The sequence below is a fragment of the Buttiauxella sp. S19-1 genome (assembly GCF_022134725.1).
GTDB classification, from domain to species: domain Bacteria; phylum Pseudomonadota; class Gammaproteobacteria; order Enterobacterales; family Enterobacteriaceae; genus Buttiauxella; species Buttiauxella ferragutiae.
Genome location: NZ_JAHWLU010000001.1, coordinates 123,513 through 144,904, shown reverse-complemented (window position 1 = coordinate 144,904; position 21,392 = coordinate 123,513). Strand labels below are relative to the sequence as shown.

18 protein-coding genes are annotated in these 21,392 nt (G+C 50.7%); all 18 read left to right on the top strand.

All coding sequences use genetic code 11. From position 1 onward, the window contains the following. The first annotated feature begins 436 nt into the window (after positions 1-436). The gene (gene leuO, locus MES37_RS00640; RefSeq protein WP_064539952.1) at positions 437-1,381 is read left to right on the top strand and encodes a transcriptional regulator LeuO; all 945 of its coding nucleotides are present in this window, start codon (positions 437-439) and stop codon (positions 1,379-1,381) included. 410 nt (positions 1,382-1,791) lie between these two features. Next, positions 1,792-3,516 carry an acetolactate synthase 3 large subunit gene (ilvI, locus tag MES37_RS00635; RefSeq protein ID WP_232886607.1) on the top strand — a complete coding sequence of 575 codons (1,725 nt, stop codon included), beginning with the start codon at positions 1,792-1,794 and terminating at the stop codon, positions 3,514-3,516. Between the two features lie 2 nt (positions 3,517-3,518). Then, positions 3,519-4,010 (top strand): acetolactate synthase small subunit, encoded by a 492-nt coding sequence (ilvN, locus tag MES37_RS00630; RefSeq protein ID WP_064539950.1) that lies wholly within the window; start codon positions 3,519-3,521, stop codon positions 4,008-4,010. Between the two features lie 173 nt (positions 4,011-4,183). Next, a complete protein-coding gene (gene cra, locus MES37_RS00625; RefSeq protein ID WP_064539948.1) occupies positions 4,184-5,188 on the top strand; it encodes a catabolite repressor/activator in 1,005 nt (334 codons plus the stop codon). A 562-nt stretch (positions 5,189-5,750) separates the two neighbouring features. Then, on the top strand, positions 5,751-6,209 hold the full coding sequence (mraZ, locus tag MES37_RS00620; RefSeq protein ID WP_064539946.1) for a division/cell wall cluster transcriptional repressor MraZ: 459 nt from the start codon (positions 5,751-5,753) through the stop codon (positions 6,207-6,209). 3 nt (positions 6,210-6,212) lie between these two features. Continuing rightward, the gene (gene rsmH, locus MES37_RS00615) at positions 6,213-7,154 is read left to right on the top strand and encodes a 16S rRNA (cytosine(1402)-N(4))-methyltransferase RsmH (RefSeq protein ID WP_064539944.1); all 942 of its coding nucleotides are present in this window, start codon (positions 6,213-6,215) and stop codon (positions 7,152-7,154) included. After that, entirely contained in the window at positions 7,151-7,516 is a 366-nt protein-coding gene (gene ftsL / locus MES37_RS00610) for a cell division protein FtsL (RefSeq protein WP_064539942.1), read from the top strand. The genes rsmH and ftsL overlap by 4 nt, the downstream gene beginning before the upstream one ends. 15 nt (positions 7,517-7,531) lie before the next feature. After that, positions 7,532-9,298 carry a peptidoglycan glycosyltransferase FtsI gene (locus tag MES37_RS00605; RefSeq protein WP_064539940.1) on the top strand — a complete coding sequence of 589 codons (1,767 nt, stop codon included), beginning with the start codon at positions 7,532-7,534 and terminating at the stop codon, positions 9,296-9,298. Continuing rightward, positions 9,285-10,772 carry a UDP-N-acetylmuramoyl-L-alanyl-D-glutamate--2,6-diaminopimelate ligase gene (murE, locus tag MES37_RS00600; RefSeq protein ID WP_237929900.1) on the top strand — a complete coding sequence of 496 codons (1,488 nt, stop codon included), beginning with the start codon at positions 9,285-9,287 and terminating at the stop codon, positions 10,770-10,772. Before MES37_RS00605 ends, murE begins: the two co-directional genes overlap by 14 nt. Then, positions 10,769-12,127: a UDP-N-acetylmuramoyl-tripeptide--D-alanyl-D-alanine ligase gene (gene murF / locus MES37_RS00595; protein WP_064539936.1), complete on the top strand. Its 1,359-nt coding sequence runs from the start codon at positions 10,769-10,771 to the stop codon at positions 12,125-12,127. Before murE ends, murF begins: the two co-directional genes overlap by 4 nt. After that, a complete protein-coding gene (gene mraY / locus MES37_RS00590; protein ID WP_064539934.1) occupies positions 12,121-13,203 on the top strand; it encodes a phospho-N-acetylmuramoyl-pentapeptide-transferase in 1,083 nt (360 codons plus the stop codon). The genes murF and mraY overlap by 7 nt, the downstream gene beginning before the upstream one ends. Before the next feature lie 2 nt (positions 13,204-13,205). Further along, positions 13,206-14,522 (top strand): UDP-N-acetylmuramoyl-L-alanine--D-glutamate ligase, encoded by a 1,317-nt coding sequence (murD, locus tag MES37_RS00585; RefSeq protein WP_064539932.1) that lies wholly within the window; start codon positions 13,206-13,208, stop codon positions 14,520-14,522. After that, entirely contained in the window at positions 14,522-15,766 is a 1,245-nt protein-coding gene (gene ftsW, locus MES37_RS00580; protein ID WP_064539930.1) for a cell division protein FtsW, read from the top strand. Before murD ends, ftsW begins: the two co-directional genes overlap by 1 nt. Next, positions 15,763-16,830, top strand: coding sequence for an undecaprenyldiphospho-muramoylpentapeptide beta-N-acetylglucosaminyltransferase (gene murG / locus MES37_RS00575; protein WP_064539929.1), 1,068 nt, complete (start codon positions 15,763-15,765; stop codon positions 16,828-16,830). Before ftsW ends, murG begins: the two co-directional genes overlap by 4 nt. A gap of 67 nt (positions 16,831-16,897) precedes the next feature. Then, the gene (gene murC / locus MES37_RS00570; protein WP_064539927.1) at positions 16,898-18,373 is read left to right on the top strand and encodes a UDP-N-acetylmuramate--L-alanine ligase; all 1,476 of its coding nucleotides are present in this window, start codon (positions 16,898-16,900) and stop codon (positions 18,371-18,373) included. After that, positions 18,366-19,286: a D-alanine--D-alanine ligase gene (locus MES37_RS00565; RefSeq protein ID WP_237929899.1), complete on the top strand. Its 921-nt coding sequence runs from the start codon at positions 18,366-18,368 to the stop codon at positions 19,284-19,286. The genes murC and MES37_RS00565 overlap by 8 nt, the downstream gene beginning before the upstream one ends. A 1-nt stretch (position 19,287) precedes the next feature. Beyond that, a complete protein-coding gene (ftsQ, locus tag MES37_RS00560; RefSeq protein WP_064539923.1) occupies positions 19,288-20,121 on the top strand; it encodes a cell division protein FtsQ in 834 nt (277 codons plus the stop codon). Between the two features lie 2 nt (positions 20,122-20,123). Continuing rightward, positions 20,124-21,380: a cell division protein FtsA gene (ftsA, locus tag MES37_RS00555; protein WP_034460940.1), complete on the top strand. Its 1,257-nt coding sequence runs from the start codon at positions 20,124-20,126 to the stop codon at positions 21,378-21,380. Positions 21,381-21,392: the final 12 nt, after the last annotated feature.

The window sequence follows — 21,392 nt, the reverse complement described above, 5'->3', positions numbered from 1 at the left end:
ATCTATTTCATTCATCATGGTTATGATTTGAGGTCAATAATCCATGTTTTGATGCTATTTTAGGAATTTGGCCTCTTTCTTTATTAACTGAATATGAGTAGGGAGATTGTTTCCGTGATGATGATGTTATCCATGCTTAATATATTATTCACTGTGCGAATCATTGTGTGTTAAGTCATTTTGTGATTTGATTAGCACGATCCAGAAATCAACTGACGAAGAGTAAAATCATATGAGTTTTATAGATTTATCAGGGTGTCAGTAGCTGAAGTCGTGTTGGTATATTAGAAAGCGTAAATTTATTGATTTATATCTGAATTGTTTAATTAACGTTTTTAAATGCATAAATCAGCATGCTCTGCTTAGTAAATGATAATAGGAGTAGTTCACAGGGCTAATCTGTGAATAAGGAATTGAAATCTTAGTGGAGACTAACATGTCTGATAACTACGTAGAGCAGCCAGCAGCTCATGATGGGTTTAAGCCTCAGTTGCGTTCCGTTGATTTAAATTTATTAACTGTATTTGATGCTGTTATGCAGGTGCAGAATATTACTCGTGCTGCTCAATCTCTGGGAATGTCCCAACCCGCAGTGAGTAATGCAGTAGCCCGGCTTAAAGTGATGTTCAATGATGAGCTGTTTGTTCGCTACGGCCGTGGTATCCAGCCTACAGCACGCGCATTTCAGCTATTTGGTTCAATTCGTCAGGCTTTGCAATTGATACAGAATGAGTTGCCGGGAGCAGGTTTCGAACCGAGCAGCAGTGAAAGAGTGTTTAACATCTGCGTCAGTAGTCCTTTGGACAATATGTTAACCTCTGCGATTTTCAATAATATGAAGCGTTTTGCTCCAGGTATTCAATTATTGTTTAAGTCTTCATTAAATAAAGATATTGAACATCAATTGCGTTATCAAGAGACCGAGTTTGTTATTAGCTATAGTGAATTTCGTCGTCCTGAGTTTACTTGTATCCCATTGTTTGAAGATGAAATGGTACTGGTAGCCAATCAGAAGCATCCGCGTTTAATTAAACCGCTTACTGAAGAAGATGTTTATAACGAAAAACATGCAGTGGTCTCCCTTGAGCGTTTTGCATCATTTAGTGCTCCGTGGTATCACACTTTGGAACAGCAATCCTGTATTGCTTATCAAGGAATGGCATTAACTAGTGTTTTAAATGTTGTTTCGCAGACTCAATTGGTCGCTATCGCACCACGCTGGTTAGCTGAAGAGTTTGCTGAATCACTTCATTTGCAAACATTCCCACTGCCGCTGCAAAATAATAAGGCCACCTGCTATTTATCCTGGCACGAAGCTGCCGGACGCGATAAAGGGCATCAGTGGATGGAAAAACTCCTGACCACTGTATGTAGTAAATAGGTTCCGATTGTTCACTTGATCCAGCCGGATAGTAAAAGCTATTCGGTTATTCCGCATTTATTCATTTTTCTGGTTTTTTTCTCTGTAGTTGTTTTTGTTCTTTCCTTCCTTCGATCCCAATAATTCCTGCTGTAATTAGATTTAACCTACAAAGCCACCATTCATAACATTTTCAATCATAATCTTTGCTTATGCTCAGAGCTTAACTCCGTCTGAGTAGTGTTTTGCAGTGTTGATGAGAAAACGCTGTATCGACGGCTGAAGATTGGCAATTGATTGCCTGATTTTCAGCGGTTATGTTAGGCGGACTATCAAAAAAGAAAATAAATGCAGGGCGCAACAACCTGTCTCAACGACTTAGCCGAAATGATTTCAGCGGTCGGTCAAACACGTAAGCCTGGAGGCAAACCATGGAGATGTTGTCAGGAGCCGAGATGGTCGTTCGATCGCTTATCGATCAGGGCGTTAAACATGTATTCGGTTACCCCGGAGGCGCAGTACTCGATATTTACGATGCGCTTCATACTATTGGCGGCATTGATCATGTGCTGGTACGCCACGAACAAGCAGCAGTGCATATGGCCGATGGCCTTGCACGTGCAACCGGTGAAGTGGGTGTCGTACTTGTGACATCAGGTCCGGGTGCGACAAACGCGATAACCGGTATAGCTACGGCTTATATGGATTCAATCCCGATGGTCGTACTATCGGGCCAGGTGGCGACATCCCTTATTGGCTATGACGCTTTTCAGGAATGCGACATGGTGGGAATTTCTCGCCCGGTCGTAAAACATAGTTTCTTAGTCAAACAAGCGGAAGATATTCCGGCCATTATTAAAAAAGCCTTCTGGCTCGCAGCAAGCGGTCGCCCAGGGCCTGTGGTGGTGGATTTGCCGAAAGACATTATGAGTCCGGCAAACAAGTTTCCTTATAGCTACCCTGAATCCGTCAGCATGCGTTCTTATAACCCGACCACTCAAGGTCACAAAGGGCAGATTAAGCGTGCACTGCAAACGTTGCTGGCGGCGAAAAAACCGGTGATGTATGTCGGCGGCGGGGCAATCACTGCTGCTTGCCATGACGAATTGCACGAGCTGGCGGAAAAACTCAATATTCCCGTTGTTTCCTCCTTAATGGGGTTGGGTGCATTCCCGGGAACGCATCGTCAGGCATTAGGAATGCTGGGGATGCACGGAACCTACGAAGCCAACATGGTGATGCACAATTCCGATGTGATTTTCGGTGTCGGAGTGCGCTTTGATGACCGCACCACTAACAATCTGGCGAAGTACTGCCCGAACGCGACTGTGCTGCATATTGATATCGACCCAACTTCGATATCTAAAACAGTCGGTGCAGATATTCCAATTGTTGGCGATGCGCGTCAGGTTTTACAGCAGATGCTGGAATTGCTGGCGCAGGAGGATACGTCACAATCCTGCGATGAAATTCGTGACTGGTGGCAACAGATTGAGCAATGGCGTGCGCGTCAGTGCCTCGAATTTGACAGAACCAGCGATAAAATTAAGCCACAGGCAGTTATTGAAACTATCTACCGTCTGACCAAAGGCGAAGCTTATGTCACTTCGGATGTCGGCCAGCACCAGATGTTCGCCGCACTCTATTACACCTTTGATAAACCACGCCGTTGGATTAACTCTGGTGGCCTCGGCACCATGGGCTTTGGCCTGCCTGCGGCACTAGGTGTGAAGCTGGCATTGCCGGAGGAAACCGTAGTTTGTGTCACCGGCGATGGCAGTATTCAGATGAATATCCAGGAGCTTTCTACTGCGCTGCAATACGGTTTGCCAGTGTTAGTGCTCAATCTTAATAACCGCTATCTCGGCATGGTCAAACAGTGGCAGGACATGATTTATTCGGGTCGGCACTCCCAATCCTATATGGAGTCTTTACCTGATTTCGTACGCGTTGCAGAAGCTTATGGCCACGTTGGGATTGGTATCAGTAAACCTGAAGAACTGGAAAGCAAACTTATTGAAGCGCTGGAAGCGGTGCGTAACCAGCGTCTGGTATTTGTCGATGTGACTGTCGATGGCACTGAGCATGTGTACCCAATGCAGATCCGTGGCGGTGGTATGGATGAGATGTGGTTAAGTAAAACGGAGAGAACCTGATTATGCGCCGGATATTATCTGTATTACTCGAAAATGAGTCCGGGGCGCTGTCCCGAGTTATTGGCTTGTTCGCTCAGCGTGGTTACAACATTGAAAGCCTGACGGTGGCACCGACTGACGATCCGACACTGTCTCGTATGACTATCCAAACGGTAGGTGATGCAAAAGTGCTTGAGCAGATTGAAAAGCAATTGCACAAGCTGGTTGATGTTCTGCGGGTGAGTGAACTGGGACAAGGGGCCCACGTTGAGCGCGAAATCATGCTGGTTAAAGTACAAGCCAGTGGTTACGGGCGTGAAGAAGTGAAGCGCAACGCTGAGATCTTTCGTGGGCAAATCATTGATGTAACCCCAACGCTGTATACGGTTCAGTTAGCAGGAACCAGCGATAAGCTAGACGCTTTCCTGAATACGATTCGTGAAGTGGCAAAAATTGTCGAAGTGGCACGCTCGGGTATTGTGGGCGTATCGCGTGGTGATAAGATCATGCGCTAGCCTGTGAATGGCGAATAAAAAGTAACCCGGTCTACTCATGCCGGGTTTTTTTTTGCAAATGACCCAACAACTGCCAGTAAAAGCGGTTGCCCGAGTTATTATTCTGCGCTTAGATGATAAAAATGAAACCATGACCAGGGCATGGTTATGGCAATCCTAAATAAGGGGCTACTGTGAAATTGGATGAAATCGCGCGCCTGGCTGGAGTTTCGCGCACCACGGCGAGCTACGTCATCAACGGTAAGGCAAAGCAGTATCGCGTCAGCGATAAGACTGTTGATAAAGTTATGGCGGTTGTTCGCGAACATAACTACCACCCGAATGCGGTGGCGGCGGGATTACGTGCCGGGCGTACGCGTTCTATCGGATTGGTTATTCCAGATCTTGAGAACACGAGTTATACCCGTATCGCTAACTATCTCGAGCGGCAGGCTCGTCAGCGTGGGTACCAGCTATTAATTGCCTGCTCTGAAGATCAGCCGGATAACGAAATGCGCTGTATCGAACATCTGTTGCAACGTCAGGTGGATGCCATCATTGTTTCCACCTCTTTACCCCCTGAGCATCCGTTCTATCAGCGTTGGGCGAACGATCCCTTCCCAATAATTGCACTCGATCGTGCATTAGACCGTGAAAATTTCATCAGCGTAGTGGGTGCTGACCAGGAAGATGCAGAAATGCTGGCCAGCGAGCTGCGTACTTTTCCTGCTGAAACTGTACTTTACCTTGGCGCATTGCCGGAGCTTTCCGTCAGCTATCTGCGTGAACAAGGTTTTCGCACTGCATGGAAGGATGATCCGCGTGAGGTGAATTTCCTCTATGCCAACAGCTACGAGCGCGAAGCTGCAGCACAGTTATTTGATAAATGGCTGGAAACCCATCCAATGCCGCAGGCCCTGTACACCACTTCATTTGCGTTATTACAAGGTGTTATGGATGTAACATTGCGGCGTGAGGGGCAATTACCGACAGAGTTGGCGATTGCTACCTTTGGGGATCATGAATTGCTCGATTTCCTGCAATGCCCAGTCCTCGCGGTAGCTCAGCGCCACCGTGATGTTGCGGAGCGTGTGCTGGAATTAGTTCTTGCCAGTCTTGATGAGCCACGTAAACCTAAGGCCGGCCTCACGCGTATTCGCCGTAATCTATACCGTCGTGGCAGTTTAAGTCGCCACTAACAAGAAATGGCAGTTCCGGCTGCCATTCTTATTTAAGAATATTCTCGTGTTAATTCCCTTAGTAATACAGGTAATTATTTTTTACCGGTAATAGTTAAATCTTTAATTCCAGAATCGATATAACACGGCTTTGGAATTATTTTGTTACATAGCAATGTGTAAAAATGCCGGATAATTAAACAATAGCTATCTGAAAAGAATCAAACTTCCCTCCAGCCCGCGCTTCGCCTACATCTGACGCTGTTATCCTGCCGAGAAATACCTTAAAATGCCGACCGCGTCGCAAACTGGACACTTCATATTTTACCTGTCAGGTTTTCAGTCGATTTAACGATATTTATGCTTATTGATCCTTTTTCTTTCAAATATTCATAACGTTAATTTTGCATCGTGAATGTAGCGCCTTTTCACGCCAGTCATTTATCAATCGCTTAGGAGATGAAAATTATTTCCGTCTGCGTTGTAGCTTGCTTGACAAGGTTTTCCTCCGCTCCGTAAACTCCTTTAGGTGGGATTTTGTGGGTCAAAGTGGTGGAAAGGGGAATTTAAGGGTGAGGCTGGCATGTTCCGTGGGGCAACATTAGTCAATCTCGACAGCAAAGGGCGGCTCGCCGTTCCTACCCGTTACCGGGATGCGCTTGTCGAAACCTCTGAAGGTCAGATGGTTTGTACCATCGACATCCATCACCCATGCCTGCTGCTTTATACCCTTCCCGAATGGGAAATTATTGAACAAAAGCTAGCTCGTCTGTCGAGCATGAACCCGGTTGAGCGTCGCGTGCAGCGATTGTTACTGGGCCATGCCAGTGAATGTCAGATGGATAGCGCCGGGCGTTTGTTGTTGGCCCCAGTTTTGCGCCAACACGCCGGGCTAACCAAAGAAGTGATGCTGGTTGGGCAGTTCAATAAATTTGAACTGTGGGATGAAACGACCTGGCATCAACAGGTCAAGGAAGACATCGACGCTGAGCAGGCCACGACGACTACGTTGTCGGATAGGCTGCAGGACTTGTCACTATAAATAATGATGGAAAATTTTAAACATACTTCGGTGCTGCTTGATGAGGCCGTGAATGGTCTCAGCATTCGTCAGGATGGCATCTACATTGATGGCACCTTTGGTCGTGGCGGCCATTCTCGTTTGATTCTTTCCCAACTGGGACCAGAAGGACGCTTGCTGGCTATCGACCGTGATCCGCAAGCAATTGAAGCGGCTCAGGCAATTGATGACCCACGCTTCTCCATTATTCATGGGCCTTTCTCTGAATTAGCTGAATACGCACGCGAACGCGATTTGCTGGGAAAAATTGACGGCATCCTGTTGGATCTTGGCGTCTCTTCACCGCAACTCGATGATGCTGAACGCGGTTTCTCGTTTATGCGTGACGGCCCGTTAGATATGCGTATGGACCCGACTCGTGGTCAATCCGCTGCTCAGTGGTTACTCACAGCAGACGAAGCTGATATCGCCTGGGTTATTAAAACCTTTGGTGAAGAAAAGTTCGGTAAGCGTATTGCTCGCGCCATTATTGAGCGCAACCGTGAACAGCCAATGACTCGTACCAAAGAACTGGCAACAGTCGTGGCTGCGGCAATGCCGGTAAAAGATAAGTTTAAACATCCGGCAACGCGTACGTTCCAGGCGATCCGTATCTGGATCAACAGTGAACTTGAAGAGATTGAACAGGCACTTAAAGGTTCAATTGAAACACTGTCCCCTGGTGGCCGCTTGTCGATTATCAGTTTCCACTCTTTGGAAGACCGGATTGTTAAGCGCTTTATGCGTGAAAACACCCGTGGGCCACAGGTTCCGGCTGGTATTCCAATGACTGAAGCTCAGTTGAATAAACTCGGCGGCAGATATTTAAAATCCATCGGCAAAATGATGCCGGGTGACGAAGAAGTGGCGGAAAACCCACGCGCGCGTAGTTCGGTACTGCGTATCGCTGAAAGGACGAACGCATGATCAATAAAGTGGCAGAAGCCCTAAATAAAGTTACTGGCCAGTTGAGCAGTGGCGAGCGTCATGCACTACCAGCGGTGATTGGTGGTGACTTGCTGCGTCATGGGAAAATGCCACTGATTTTGTTTACCGCCATTATCGTTACCGCCATTTTCGTGGTCACCACCGCGCACCATACCCGTCTGCTTACCGCACAGCGTGAGCAAATGGTGGTGGAGCGTGATGCGTTAGATATCGAGTGGCGCAATCTGATTTTGGAAGAAAACGCACTAGGCGATCATAGCCGAGTGGAGCGGGTCGCGACGGAAAAGCTGCAATTGCAGCATGTCGACCCATCGCAGGAAAACATCGTAGTTCAGCAATAAGGAATCGCGTGACAGATGAGAGCAGCGGCAAAAACGCTTAAACCGAAACGCCAGGAAGAACAGGCCAACTTTGTAAGTTGGCGTTTTGCGTTGCTTTGCGGTTGCATTTTGCTGGCGCTGGTTTTCCTGTTGGGGCGCGTTGCCTGGCTGCAAATCATCGCGCCAGACATGTTAGTGCGCCAGGGGGATATGCGTTCCCTGCGCGTGCAAGAAGTCTCGACTTCTCGTGGCATGATTAGCGACCGTGCAGGTCGTCCACTGGCAGTGAGTGTACCGGTGAATGCGATTTGGGCTGACCCTAAAGAGTTGCATGATGCGGGGGGCATTACGCTTGATAACCGCTGGAAAGCACTGGCAGATGCTCTAAAAATCCCTCTTGATCAGCTTGCTTCTCGCGTCAACAGCAATCCAAAAGGTCGCTTTATTTATCTGGCACGCCAGGTAAACCCCGATATCGGCGACTACATCAAAAAACTCAAACTTCCAGGGATTCATCTACGTGAAGAGTCTCGTCGCTACTACCCATCTGGCGAAGTAACCGCTCACCTTATTGGCTTCACCAACGTCGATAGTCAGGGGATTGAAGGCGTCGAAAAGAGCTTCGATAAATGGCTTACCGGCCAACCTGGCGAGCGCGTTGTGCGTAAAGACCGCTACGGTCGCGTCATCGAAGATATCTCCTCAACCGATAGCCAGGCTGCCCATAACCTGGCTTTGAGCATTGATGAACGCCTGCAGGCGCTGGTTTATCGCGAGCTCAACAACGCTGTGGCCTTCAACAAAGCTGAATCAGGTAGTGCAGTGCTGGTGGATGTGAATACAGGTGAAGTGTTGGCGATGGCTAACAGCCCTTCCTACAACCCCAATAACCTGACCGGCACGCCGAAAGACATTATGCGTAACCGTACTATTACGGACGTTTTCGAGCCGGGTTCGACAGTTAAACCGATGGTTGTCATGACCGCTCTGCAACGTGGTGTGGTACGTGAAAACACCGTTCTGAATACCGTGCCGTACCGCATTAATGGTCATGAGATCAAAGATGTGGCGCGCTACAGCGAATTGACCCTTACCGGGGTACTACAGAAGTCGAGTAACGTCGGGGTTTCAAAACTGGCGTTAGCGATGCCCTCCTCAGCGTTGGTAGATACTTACTCACGTTTTGGATTGGGAAAAGCGACCAACTTGGGGCTGGTCGGAGAACGCAGTGGCTTATATCCGCAAAAACAACGGTGGTCTGACATAGAGAGGGCCACCTTCTCTTTCGGCTACGGGCTAATGGTAACCCCGTTACAGTTAGCGCGTGTCTATGCAACGATCGGCAGCTACGGCGTATATCGTCCGTTGTCGATAACGAAGGTTGATCCACCGGTTCCAGGTGAACGTATCTTCCCTGAACCGTTGGTTCGTACCGTCGTTCATATGATGGAAAGTGTGGCATTACCCGGTGGTGGTGGCGTGAAAGCGGCCATCAAGGGTTACCGCATTGCAATTAAGACCGGTACTGCGAAAAAAGTCGGGCCGGATGGAAAATACGTCAACAAATACATCGCTTACACCGCAGGTGTTGCGCCAGCCAGTAATCCACGATTCGCTTTGGTTGTGGTCATTAACGATCCACAAGCAGGTAAATATTACGGTGGTGCCGTCTCTGCACCTGTGTTCGGTGCCATCATGGGCGGCGTTCTGCGCACCATGAATATCGAACCGGATGCTTTGGCGACAGGTGAAAAAAGTGAATTTGTAATCAATCAAAAAGAGGGAACAGGTGGCAGATCGTAATTTGCGCGACCTTCTCGCTCCGTGGGTGCCAGCGCTACCTGCGAGAGCTCTGCGAGAAATGACACTCGATAGTCGCGTGGCGGCGTCGGGCGACCTTTTTGTGGCTGTAGTCGGCCATCAGGCGGACGGGCGTCGATATATCCCGCAGGCAATAGCGCAAGGCGTAGCCGCTGTCGTGGCTGAAGCTGAAGGCGAAGCAACGGATGGCGAAGTCCGTGAAATGCACGGTGTGCCGGTTATTTATCTGAGCCAGCTGCATCAACGCCTTTCTGCCCTGGCAGGGCGTTTTTACCACCAACCCTCGAGTGCATTACGCCTGGTTGGCGTGACGGGTACTAACGGTAAAACCACTACAGCTCAGTTGCTTGCGCAGTGGAGCCAGTTATTAGGCGAAACCAGTGCCGTTATGGGGACTGTCGGTAACGGCCTGCTTGGTAACGTAAAACCAACCGAAAACACCACCGGTTCTGCCGTTGATGTACAGCAAGTGCTTGCTAACCTTGCAGAGCAAGGTGCGAGCTTTGCCGCAATGGAAGTTTCCTCCCACGGTCTGGTTCAGCATCGTGTTTCCGCTCTGAAATTTGCCGCCAGCGTGTTCACCAACCTAAGCCGTGATCACCTCGATTACCACGGCGATATGGCAGGTTACGAAGCGGCTAAATGGCTGCTGTTCTCCGAACACGATTATGGCCATGCCATCATCAATGCTGACGATGAGGTTGGGCGCAAATGGCTGGCGCGTTTACCTGACGCGGTTGCCGTGACGATGGAAAATAATTTACAGCCGGGCTGTCGTGGCCGTTGGTTGAAAGCCACCAACGTGCATTATCACGATGGTGGCGCGACTATCCAGTTCAGCTCCTCCTGGGGCGATGGCGAAATTGAAAGCCGCCTGATGGGAGCCTTTAACGTCAGCAACTTGTTGTTAGCGCTGGCGACTCTGTTAGTGCTGGATTACCCAATTGAAGAATTACTGAAAACAGCACCGAGTCTGCAACCGGTTTGCGGGCGAATGGAAGTTTTCAGCGCGCCGGGTAAACCGACGGTAGTGGTGGATTATGCCCACACGCCGGATGCTCTGGAAAAAGCATTGCAGGCTGCCCGTTTGCATTGCAGTGGCAAGCTATGGTGCGTTTTCGGTTGCGGTGGCGATCGTGATAAAGGCAAGCGTCCGATTATGGGCGGTATCGCCGAGCAATATGCGGATGTTGTGGTTGTCACCGATGACAACCCACGTACTGAAGAGCCGAACGCAATTGTGGCTGATATTCTGGTTGGCATGCTGGACGCCGGGCGTGCACATGTGGTTTCAGGTCGTGCCGAAGCGGTAACCAACGCGATTATGCAGGCGCAAGAAAATGATGTCGTTCTGGTAGCAGGCAAAGGCCATGAGGACTATCAGATTGTTGGTGTGCGCCGTCTGGACTATTCCGACCGCGTCACTACCGCCCGCCTGTTGGGAGTTGTGGCATGATCCGCGTTTCATTAGGCCAGCTCGCCACTATCCTGCATGGCGAATTGCACGGCGCTGATGCGGACATCATTGATGTCACCACTGACACGCGCAAATTAACGCCTGGGTGCCTGTTTGTCGCATTAAAAGGCGAACGCTTCGATGCACACGATTTTGCGCAAGATGCGGTAAACGGCGGGGCAGGTGCATTACTGGTTTCTCGCAAGCTGGATGTTAAGGTTCCGCAACTTGTGGTTGCAGATACACATCAAGCATTCGGCGAACTGGCGGCCTGGGTCCGTCAACAGGTTCCAACGCGGATTGTGGCGCTGACTGGTTCTTCCGGAAAAACCTCTGTAAAAGAGATGACCGCAGCGATTTTGCGCGAATGCGGTAACACCTTGTATACCGCTGGCAATCTGAATAACGACATTGGTGTGCCAATGACGTTGTTACGCCTGACGCCAGAATATGAATATGCTGTCATTGAGCTGGGTGCAAACCATCAAGGTGAAATCGCCTGGACGGTTAATCTGACGCGCCCGGAAGCCGCACTGGTGAACAACCTTGCCGCGGCACATCTTGAAGGCTTTGGCTCACTTGCCGGTGTTGCGAAAGCGAAAGGTGAGATCTTCGCCGGCCTGCCGGAGAATGGTATTGCGATTCTCAATGCCGACAATAATGACTGGCTGAACTGGCAAGAAATTATTGGTGCGCGCAAAACCTGGCGTTTCTCTCCGAATGCAACCGGAAGTGATTTTACCGCGACCAATGTCCACATCACCGTACATGGCACTGAGTTCACCATCAAAACGCCAATCGGCGATGTTGATGTGACCTTGCCGCTTCCAGGCCGCCACAACATTGCTAATGCATTGGCTGCAACGTCGCTGGCGTTGGCGGTGGGGGCGTCACTGGAAGCTGTGAAAGCAGGTCTTGCTGACTTAAAAGCTGTTCCTGGGCGTTTGTTCCCGATTCAACTTTCCGAAAACCAACTTCTGCTTGATGACAGTTACAACGCGAATGTGGGCTCAATGACCGCCGCCGCGCAGGTGCTGTCTGAAATGCCGGGTTTCCGCGTGATGGTTGTTGGCGATATGGCTGAACTGGGCGACGAGTCTGTTGAATGCCATCGTCAGGTGGGTGAAGCGGCGAAAGCCGTGGGTATTGATTGTGTATTGAGTGTTGGCAAACTGAGCGAAATTATCAGCCAAGCCTCTGAAGTTGGCGAACATTTTACCGATAAGCCTTCTTTAATCGTGCGTCTGAAGGCGCTTATCGAAGAGCATTCAATGATGACCATTTTAGTGAAGGGTTCACGTAGTGCTGCCATGGAACAGGTAGTACTCGCATTACAGGAGAATGGAACATGTTAGTTTGGCTGGCCGAACACTTGGTCAAATATTATTCAGGCTTTAACGTCTTTTCCTATCTGACGTTTCGCGCCATTGTCAGCCTGCTGACTGCTCTGTTCATCTCGTTATGGATGGGGCCGCGTATGATTGCTCGTTTGCAGCAACTCTCTTTCGGCCAGGTCGTGCGTAATGACGGCCCGGAGTCCCATTTTAGCAAGCGCGGTACACCAACGATGGGCGGGATTATGATCCTGACCTCAATCGTTATCTCTGTGTTGATGTGGGCGTATCCTTCCAATCCATACGTCTGGTGCGTGTTGTTCGTACTGGTGGGTTACGGGGCGATTGGCTTTGTCGATGACTACCGCAAAGTGGTACGTAAAGACACCAAAGGTTTGATTGCTCGTTGGAAATATTTCTGGATGTCGGTTATCGCGTTGGCTGTTGCCTTCACGATGTACATCGCAGGGAAGGGAACGCCAGCCACCGAGCTGGTTGTGCCGTTCTTTAAAGACGTGATGCCGCAACTTGGCCTGTTTTACGTACTGCTGGCGTACTTTGTGATCGTCGGTACTGGCAATGCCGTAAACCTGACCGATGGTCTCGATGGCCTGGCGATTATGCCAACCGTGCTGGTGGCGGCAGGATTTGCGCTGGTGGCGTGGGCGACGGGTAACATTAAGTTTGCTGAGTATCTGCATATCCCTTATCTGCGCCATTCCGGTGAACTGGTTATCGTCTGTACGGCGATTGTCGGTGCCGGGTTAGGTTTCCTGTGGTTCAACACCTATCCAGCGCAAGTCTTTATGGGCGATGTCGGCTCTTTGGCTCTGGGCGGTGCACTCGGCACTATCGCGGTACTACTGCGCCAGGAATTCCTGTTAGTGATTATGGGTGGCGTGTTCGTGGTTGAAACGCTGTCGGTTATTTTGCAGGTTGGTTCCTTCAAATTGCGCGGGCAGCGTATTTTCCGCATGGCCCCGATTCATCACCATTATGAATTGAAAGGCTGGCCTGAACCGCGAGTCATTGTGCGCTTCTGGATTATTTCGCTGATGCTGGTTCTGATCGGCCTCGCTACCCTGAAGGTGCGCTAACCATGACTGATTACCAGGGTAAAAAAGTCGTTATTATCGGATTGGGCCTCACTGGCCTGTCCTGTGTGGATTTCTTCCTTGCGCGCGGCGTCACGCCTCGCGTAATGGATACCCGCATCTCACCACCGGGGTTGGAAAGATTGCCAGACTCGGTGGAACGACATACTGGCTCACTCAACGAAGACTGGTTGTTAGCGGCTGACTTGATTATTGCCAGCCCTGGTATCGCTGTCGCTCATCCTGCGTTGAGCCGTGCCGCAGACGCCGGTGTTGAAATCATTGGTGATATCGAACTGTTTTGCCGTGAAGCACAAGCGCCTATTGTGGCGATTACCGGTTCTAACGGTAAAAGCACGGTCACCACGTTAGTTGGTGAAATGGCGAAAGCCGCTGGCGTCAATGTTGGCGTGGGTGGAAACATCGGGTTGCCAGCATTGATGTTACTCGATCAGAGCTGTGAGCTTTATGTGCTTGAGTTATCCAGCTTCCAGCTGGAAACCACGTTTAGCCTGAAAGCCGCAGCGGCGACCATTCTCAACGTCACTGAAGATCATATGGATCGCTATCCGTTGGGTTTGCAGCAGTACCGTGCGGCTAAGTTACGAGTTTATGAAAACGCGGCGCTTTGTGTCGTCAATGCTGATGACGCGCTGACGATGCCAGTGCGTGGTGCAGACGAGCGCTGTGTGAGCTTTGGTGTGGATGTCGGTGACTATCATCTTAATTACCAGCAGGGCGACACCTGGCTACGAGTGAAGGGCGAGAAAGTCCTGAACACCAAAGAGATGAAAGTGGTGGGGCGTCATAACTACACCAACGCGCTTGCTGCACTGGCACTGGCTGATGCGGTGAAACTCCCACGCTCCAGCAGCCTGAAAGCCCTCACCACGTTTACGGGTCTGGCTCACCGCTTCCAGCTTTCCTGGGAACGTAACGGTGTGCGCTGGATTAACGATTCTAAAGCGACCAATGTCGGCAGTACTGAAGCGGCGTTGAACGGTTTGAAAGTCGACGGGACTTTGCATCTGCTGTTAGGCGGTGACGGTAAATCTGCGGATTTCTCCTCGCTTAGCCAATATCTGCAAGGTTCAGCAATTCGCCTTTATTGTTTTGGCCGTGATGGTGCTGAACTTGCGGCACTGCGCCCGGATGTTGCCGAGCAAACTGAAACCATGGAACAGGCGATGAAATTGATCGCAACCCGCGTACAACCGGGTGACATGGTTCTGCTTTCACCGGCTTGCGCCAGTCTCGATCAGTTCAAAAACTTCGAGCAACGTGGCGACCAATTCACTCTGCTTGCGAAGGAGCTTGGCTGATGCGCTTATCTCTCCCTCGCCTGCGAATGCCACGACTGCCAGGATTTGCCATCCTGAGTTGGCTGGCGTCGGCGGTAAAAGGCTGGGTGATGGGCTCCCGCGAAGCTGATTCAAATAGCATGGTGCTGTACGACCGTACTTTGCTCTGGCTGACTTTCGGGTTGGCCGCAGTAGGCTTTGTTATGGTCACATCGGCATCGATGCCGGTGGGGCAGCGTCTGGCAAATGATCCGTTCCTGTTTGCCAAACGTGATGGTTTGTACATCGCACTGGCTTTTGCACTGTCGTTGGTAACACTGCGCTTGCCGATGGAATTCTGGCAGCGTCACAGTACCGCGCTGCTGCTATTATCCATCGCAATGCTGTTGATTGTACTGGTCGTCGGTAGCTCGGTTAACGGGGCATCACGCTGGATTGCGTTCGGTCCACTGCGTATTCAGCCTGCTGAGTTTACCAAGCTGTCGTTGTTCTGCTATCTGGCCAACTACCTGGTTCGTAAGGTTGATGAAGTACGTAACAACTTGCGCGGCTTCCTCAAACCGATGGGCGTTATTCTGGTGATGGCAGTGTTGTTGCTGGCGCAGCCTGACCTCGGTACTGTGGTTGTGCTGTTTGTGACAACGCTTGCGATGTTGTTCCTCGCCGGCGCCAAACTCTGGCAGTTCCTCGCGATTATCGGCATGGGTATTTCTGCCGTGGTGCTATTGATCCTCGCAGAACCTTATCGTATTCGCCGCGTAACGTCCTTCTGGAATCCGTGGGAAGACCCGTTTGGTAGTGGCTACCAGCTAACACAATCTCTGATGGCGTTTGGCCGCGGTGAATTGTGGGGGCAGGGCTTAGGGAATTCGGTACAAAAACTCGAGTATTTACCGGAAGCGCATACCGACTTCATCTTCTCCATTATCGGAGAAGAGCTCGGATATATCGGTGTGGTGCTGGCATTAATGATGGTATTCTTCGTGGCTTTTCGTGCGATGTCCATCGGTAAACGTGCGTTAGAAATGGACCAACGTTTTGCAGGGTTTTTAGGCTGCTCAATCGGGATCTGGTTTAGTTTCCAGGCTCTGGTAAACGTTGGGGCGGCAGCGGGCATGTTGCCAACCAAAGGCCTGACATTACCCCTGATCAGTTACGGTGGTTCAAGCCTGATAATTATGTCTACAGCAATCATGATGTTGCTGCGTATTGATTATGAAACCCGTCTGGCAAAAGCACAGGCGTTCACGAAGGGTGTGCGATGAGTAATCAAACCCGGCGGTTAATGGTGATGGCAGGCGGGACTGGCGGGCATGTGTTCCCGGGGCTTGCTGTGGCGCATCACTTAATGGACCAGGGCTGGCAAGTCCGCTGGCTGGGAACCGCCGATCGTATGGAAGCTGACTTAGTTCCTAAACATGGGATTGAGATCGATTTTATTCGTATTTCAGGTTTGCGCGGTAAAGGCCTGAAAGCCATGTTGTTGGCGCCCGCGCGTATTTTCAACGCCTGGCGTCAGGCGCGAGCCATCATGAAAGCGTATCGCCCGGATGTGGTTCTGGGGATGGGCGGTTATGTATCTGGCCCTGGTGGTCTGGCAGCCTGGTCGCTCGGTATTCCCGTGGTGTTACATGAGCAAAATGGTATTGCTGGTTTAACCAACAAATGGCTGTCAAAAATCGCCAAAAAAGTGATGCAGGCATTTCCGGGGGCTTTCCCGAATGCTGATGTGGTGGGCAATCCGGTGCGCACTGATGTGCTGGCGCTACCATTACCGCAAGAACGTTTTTCCGGACGTGAAGGCCCTGTCCGCGTTTTAGTCGTCGGTGGCTCTCAAGGGGCTCGCGTGCTGAACCAGACGATGCCGCAAGTTGCAGGCCGTCTGGGTGATTCTGTCACTATCTGGCACCAATGTGGTAAAGGTGGGCTGGACGTTGTTCAGCAGGCCTATGCTGAAGCCGCACAGCCTCAGCATAAAGTGACCGAATTTATTGATGATATGGCTGCTGCTTATGCATGGGCCGATGTCGTGGTGTGTCGCTCCGGTGCGTTAACCGTCAGTGAAATCGCGGCAGCAGGGTTACCTGCACTGTTTGTTCCCTTCCAGCATAAAGATCGGCAGCAATACTGGAATGCGCTGCCGCTGGAAAAAGCTGGAGCGGCAAAAATACTGGAGCAACCGCAGTTTACCGTGGATGCCGTTACCCAAACTCTCGCCGGGTGGGACAGAACGACGTTACTGGCAATGGCCGAACGTGCGCGTGCTGCATCCATTCCTGATGCCACAGAACGGGTAGCAAATGAAGTGAGCGCCGCAGCACTGGCGTAATCATTGTGGGTGGCTCTTTTGCCCATGAATATTTGAAGTAATGGCGTTTGACGCTGCAGGTTAGAGAATGAATACACAACAACTGGCGAAACTGCGTTCTATCGTGCCCGAGATGCGTCGCGTCCGGCACATTCACTTTGTTGGCATCGGCGGCGCCGGTATGGGCGGTATTGCCGAAGTTTTAGCTAACGAAGGTTACCAGATCAGCGGGTCTGATTTGGCTCCGAACCCGGTCACTCAGCAGTTGTCGGCGCTGGGCGCCACGATTTATTTCAACCATCGTCCAGAGAACGTACTGGATGCGAGTGTTGTGGTGGTTTCTACCGCCATCTCGATGGATAACCCAGAAATTGTTGCGGCGCATGAAGCGCGTATTCCCGTTATCCGTCGCGCTGAAATGTTGGCAGAACTGATGCGCTTCCGTCATGGCATCGCCATTGCAGGCACACACGGGAAAACCACCACTACAGCGATGGTTTCCAGTATTTATGCAGAAGCTGGCCTCGACCCGACTTTTGTCAATGGTGGTCTGGTGAAAGCTGCAGGAACCCACGCGCGTCTGGGTCATAGCCGTTACCTGATTGCTGAAGCCGATGAGAGTGATGCGTCATTCCTCCATCTGCAACCGATGGTTTCTGTGGTGACAAATATAGAAGCTGACCATATGGATACCTACCAGGGCGACTTCGAGAATTTAAAGCAGACGTTTATTAACTTCCTGCACAACCTGCCGTTTTATGGCCTGGCTGTGATGTGTGTAGACGATCCGGTTATTCGCGAGCTGTTGCCACGAGTGGGCCGCAAGATCACCACTTACGGTTTTAGTGAAGACGCTGACGTTCGTGTTGAAAATTATCAGCAGAAAGGGCCGCAGGGGCATTTCACCATCGCACGTCAGGGTAAGCCAGCTCTGCATGTGACCTTGAATGCTCCTGGCCGCCACAACGCATTAAATGCGGCTGCTGCGGTGTCCGTTGCCACTGAAGAAGGCATTGATGATGCTGACATTCTGAGTGCGCTGGAAAGCTTCCAGGGTACAGGGCGTCGCTTTGATTTCCTGGGTGAGTATCCGCTTGCCGAAGTGAATGGCAAAGAAGGTACCGCGATGTTGGTTGATGACTACGGTCACCATCCGACAGAAGTGGATGCCACCATTAAAGCTGCACGTGCGGGATGGCCGGATAAAAATCTGGTGATGATTTTCCAGCCGCATCGCTTCACGCGTACTCGTGATTTGTACGATGATTTTGCTAACGTATTGTCGCAAGTCGATTCTTTGCTGATGCTGGATGTTTATTCTGCCGGTGAAGCTGCAATTCCAGGCGCTGATAGCCGTTCGCTATGCCGCACTATTCGTGGCCGTGGAAAAGTCGACCCAATTCTTGTACCTGACGCAAGTCAGATTGCGGACATTTTAGCGCCAGTTTTGTCAGGAAATGACCTGATCCTGGTGCAAGGTGCAGGAAATGTTGGGAAAGTTGCCAGAAACCTGGCTGAATTCCGCTTGCAGTCCCACACTAAGGAGGGCGACCAACATGGCTGAGAAAATCGCTGTCCTGTTCGGCGGAACTTCTGCTGAACGTGAGGTGTCATTGCAATCAGGTGCAGCGGTACTCGCGGGCCTGAGAGAAGCCGGAATTGACGCTCACGAGGTCGATTCGAAAAATACACCGGTGACTGAACTGAAAGCGCAGGGTTTTGAAAAAGTATTTATTGCTTTACATGGCCGTGGTGGCGAAGACGGAACCCTGCAAGGGTTACTGGATTTCCTGAAACTGCCATATACCGGCAGTGGCGTGATGGCTTCGGCTATCTCTATGGATAAGCTGCGTACCAAATTGTTATGGAAAGGTGCCGGTTTACCCGTTGCTCCGTGGGTTGCATTGACTCGCCGTGATGTGGAAGCCGGTATCAGCGCAACCACGGTAGAACGTATTGCCAGCCTGGGGCTGCCAGTTATCGTGAAACCAAGCCGTGAAGGTTCAAGCGTGGGGATGTCGAAGGTTGATAGCGTTGCTGCACTGCCAGCAGCACTTGAACTGGCCTTCGAACACGATGAAGAAGTGTTGATTGAGAAATGGTTAAGTGGCCCTGAGTACACGGTTGCTATCCTGGGTGAAGAAATTTTGCCGTCAATTCGCATTCAACCCGCCGGAATTTTCTATGATTATGAGGCGAAGTATCTCTCTGATGAAACACAGTATTTTTGCCCAGGCGGTTTAATCGAACAACGCGAGCAAGAATTGCAGGCGTTAGTGCTGCAAGCCTGGCAAGCTTTGGGTTGCAGTGGTTGGGGGCGCGTAGATGTCATGCTGGATAGTGACGGGCAGTTTTATCTGCTGGAAGTTAACACGTCCCCTGGCATGACCAGCCATAGTCTGGTGCCGATGGCGGCACGTCAGGCAGGCATGACGTTCTCTCAACTGGTGGTGCGTATTCTGGAGTTGGCAGACTGATATGTCGCAAGCAGCTCTGAATACACGTAATCGCCAGGAAGAAGAGGAAACCAGCTCTCGCCGCAGTAATGGCGGGCGACTGGCCGGGATCATTTTCCTCAGTGCAGTGCTGTTTACGGTATTTATCGGCGGCTGGATTGTCGTCGGCTGGATGGAAGATGCACAACGTCTGCCACTGTCTAAGTTGGTAGTTACTGGTGAACGGCATTACACCCGTAACGATGATATTCGTCAGTCAATTCTGGCACTTGGGCCACCAGGCACCTTTATGACCCAGGATGTGAATATCATCCAGCAGCAAATTGAACGCTTGCCGTGGATTAAACAGGCGAGTGTCAGAAAGCAGTGGCCGGACGAATTGAAGATTCATCTGGTTGAATATGTACCCATAGCGCGCTGGAATGATCAGCATATGATTGATGCGCAAGGAATTGCGTTTAGCGTTCCAGCAGAACGCGCGGTAAAGCAGACTTTACCTATGTTATCTGGACCCGAAGGCAGTGAAGGTGAAGTCTTGCAAGGCTATCGCGCAATGGGCGATGTGCTGGCAAAGGATAAATTTACTTTGAAAGAAGCGGCGATGACCGCTCGTCGTTCCTGGCAATTGACGTTGAATAATGGCATCAAGCTCAACTTGGGCCGTGGCGATACGATGAAACGCTTGAGTCGCTTTGTAGAACTTTACCCTGTTCTACAGCAGCAAGAGCAAGCCGACAATAAAAGGATTAGCTACGTCGACTTGCGTTATGACTCAGGCGCGGCAGTGGGTTGGCAGCCAGCTCCCGTAGAGGAACCTAATCCTAATCAGCAACAGAATCAGGCACAGGCAGAATAACAATGATCAAGGCGACGGACAGAAAACTGGTAGTAGGACTGGAGATCGGTACCGCAAAGGTTGCCGCTTTAGTAGGGGAAGTTCTGCCTGACGGTATGGTCAATATTATTGGCGTGGGCAGTTGCCCATCGCGTGGTATGGACAAAGGTGGCGTAAACGATCTCGAGTCAGTCGTGAAATGCGTTCAGCGCGCGATTGACCAGGCCGAGCTTATGGCTGATTGCCAGATTTCTTCGGTCTACCTTGCGCTGTCAGGTAAACACATTAGCTGTCAAAACGAGATTGGCATGGTGCCAATTTCGGAAGAAGAAGTGACGCAGGAAGACGTTGAGAACGTTGTTCACACCGCGAAGTCAGTACGCGTACGTGACGAACATCGTGTTTTGCACGTTATCCCGCAAGAATATGCAATTGACTACCAGGAAGGCATCAAAAATCCTGTAGGTTTATCGGGGGTGCGCATGCAGGCTAAAGTGCACCTCATCACCTGCCATAACGATATGGCTAAAAACATCGTCAAAGCTGTTGAACGATGTGGCTTGAAAGTGGACCAACTGATCTTTGCAGGTCTTGCGGCGAGCTACGCAGTATTGACCGAAGATGAGCGTGAATTAGGGGTCTGCGTTGTGGATGTCGGTGGTGGTACTATGGACATCGCGGTCTACACTGGCGGCGCGTTGCGCCACACCAAGGTTATCCCTTATGCGGGGAACGTGGTGACCAGCGATATCGCTTACGCCTTTGGTACACCACCGAGTGATGCAGAAGCCATTAAAGTCCGCCATGGTTGCGCGTTGGGTTCAATTGTCGGTAAAGATGAAAACGTTGAAGTGCCAAGCGTCGGTGGACGTCCACCGCGTAGCCTGCAACGCCAGACGCTCGCTGAAGTCATCGAGCCTCGTTATACCGAACTGTTGAATCTGGTCAACGAAGAGATTTTGCAATTACAAGAGCAACTTCGCCAACAAGGTGTGAAGCACCACCTGGCGGCGGGGATTGTACTAACGGGTGGCGCTGCACAAATTGAAGGTCTGGCAGCCTGTGCGCAACGCGTGTTCCATACGCAAGTTCGTATCGGACAACCGTTAAATATTACCGGCCTGACTGATTACGCCCAGGAGTCTTATTACTCCACAGCGGTCGGCTTGCTGCACTACGGGAAAGAAACTCATCTCAGTGGTGAAGCGGAAGTGGAAAAACGGACCTCTGTCGGCTCATGGATTAAGCGAATCAACAGCTGGCTGAGAAAAGAGTTTTAATTTTTATAAGAG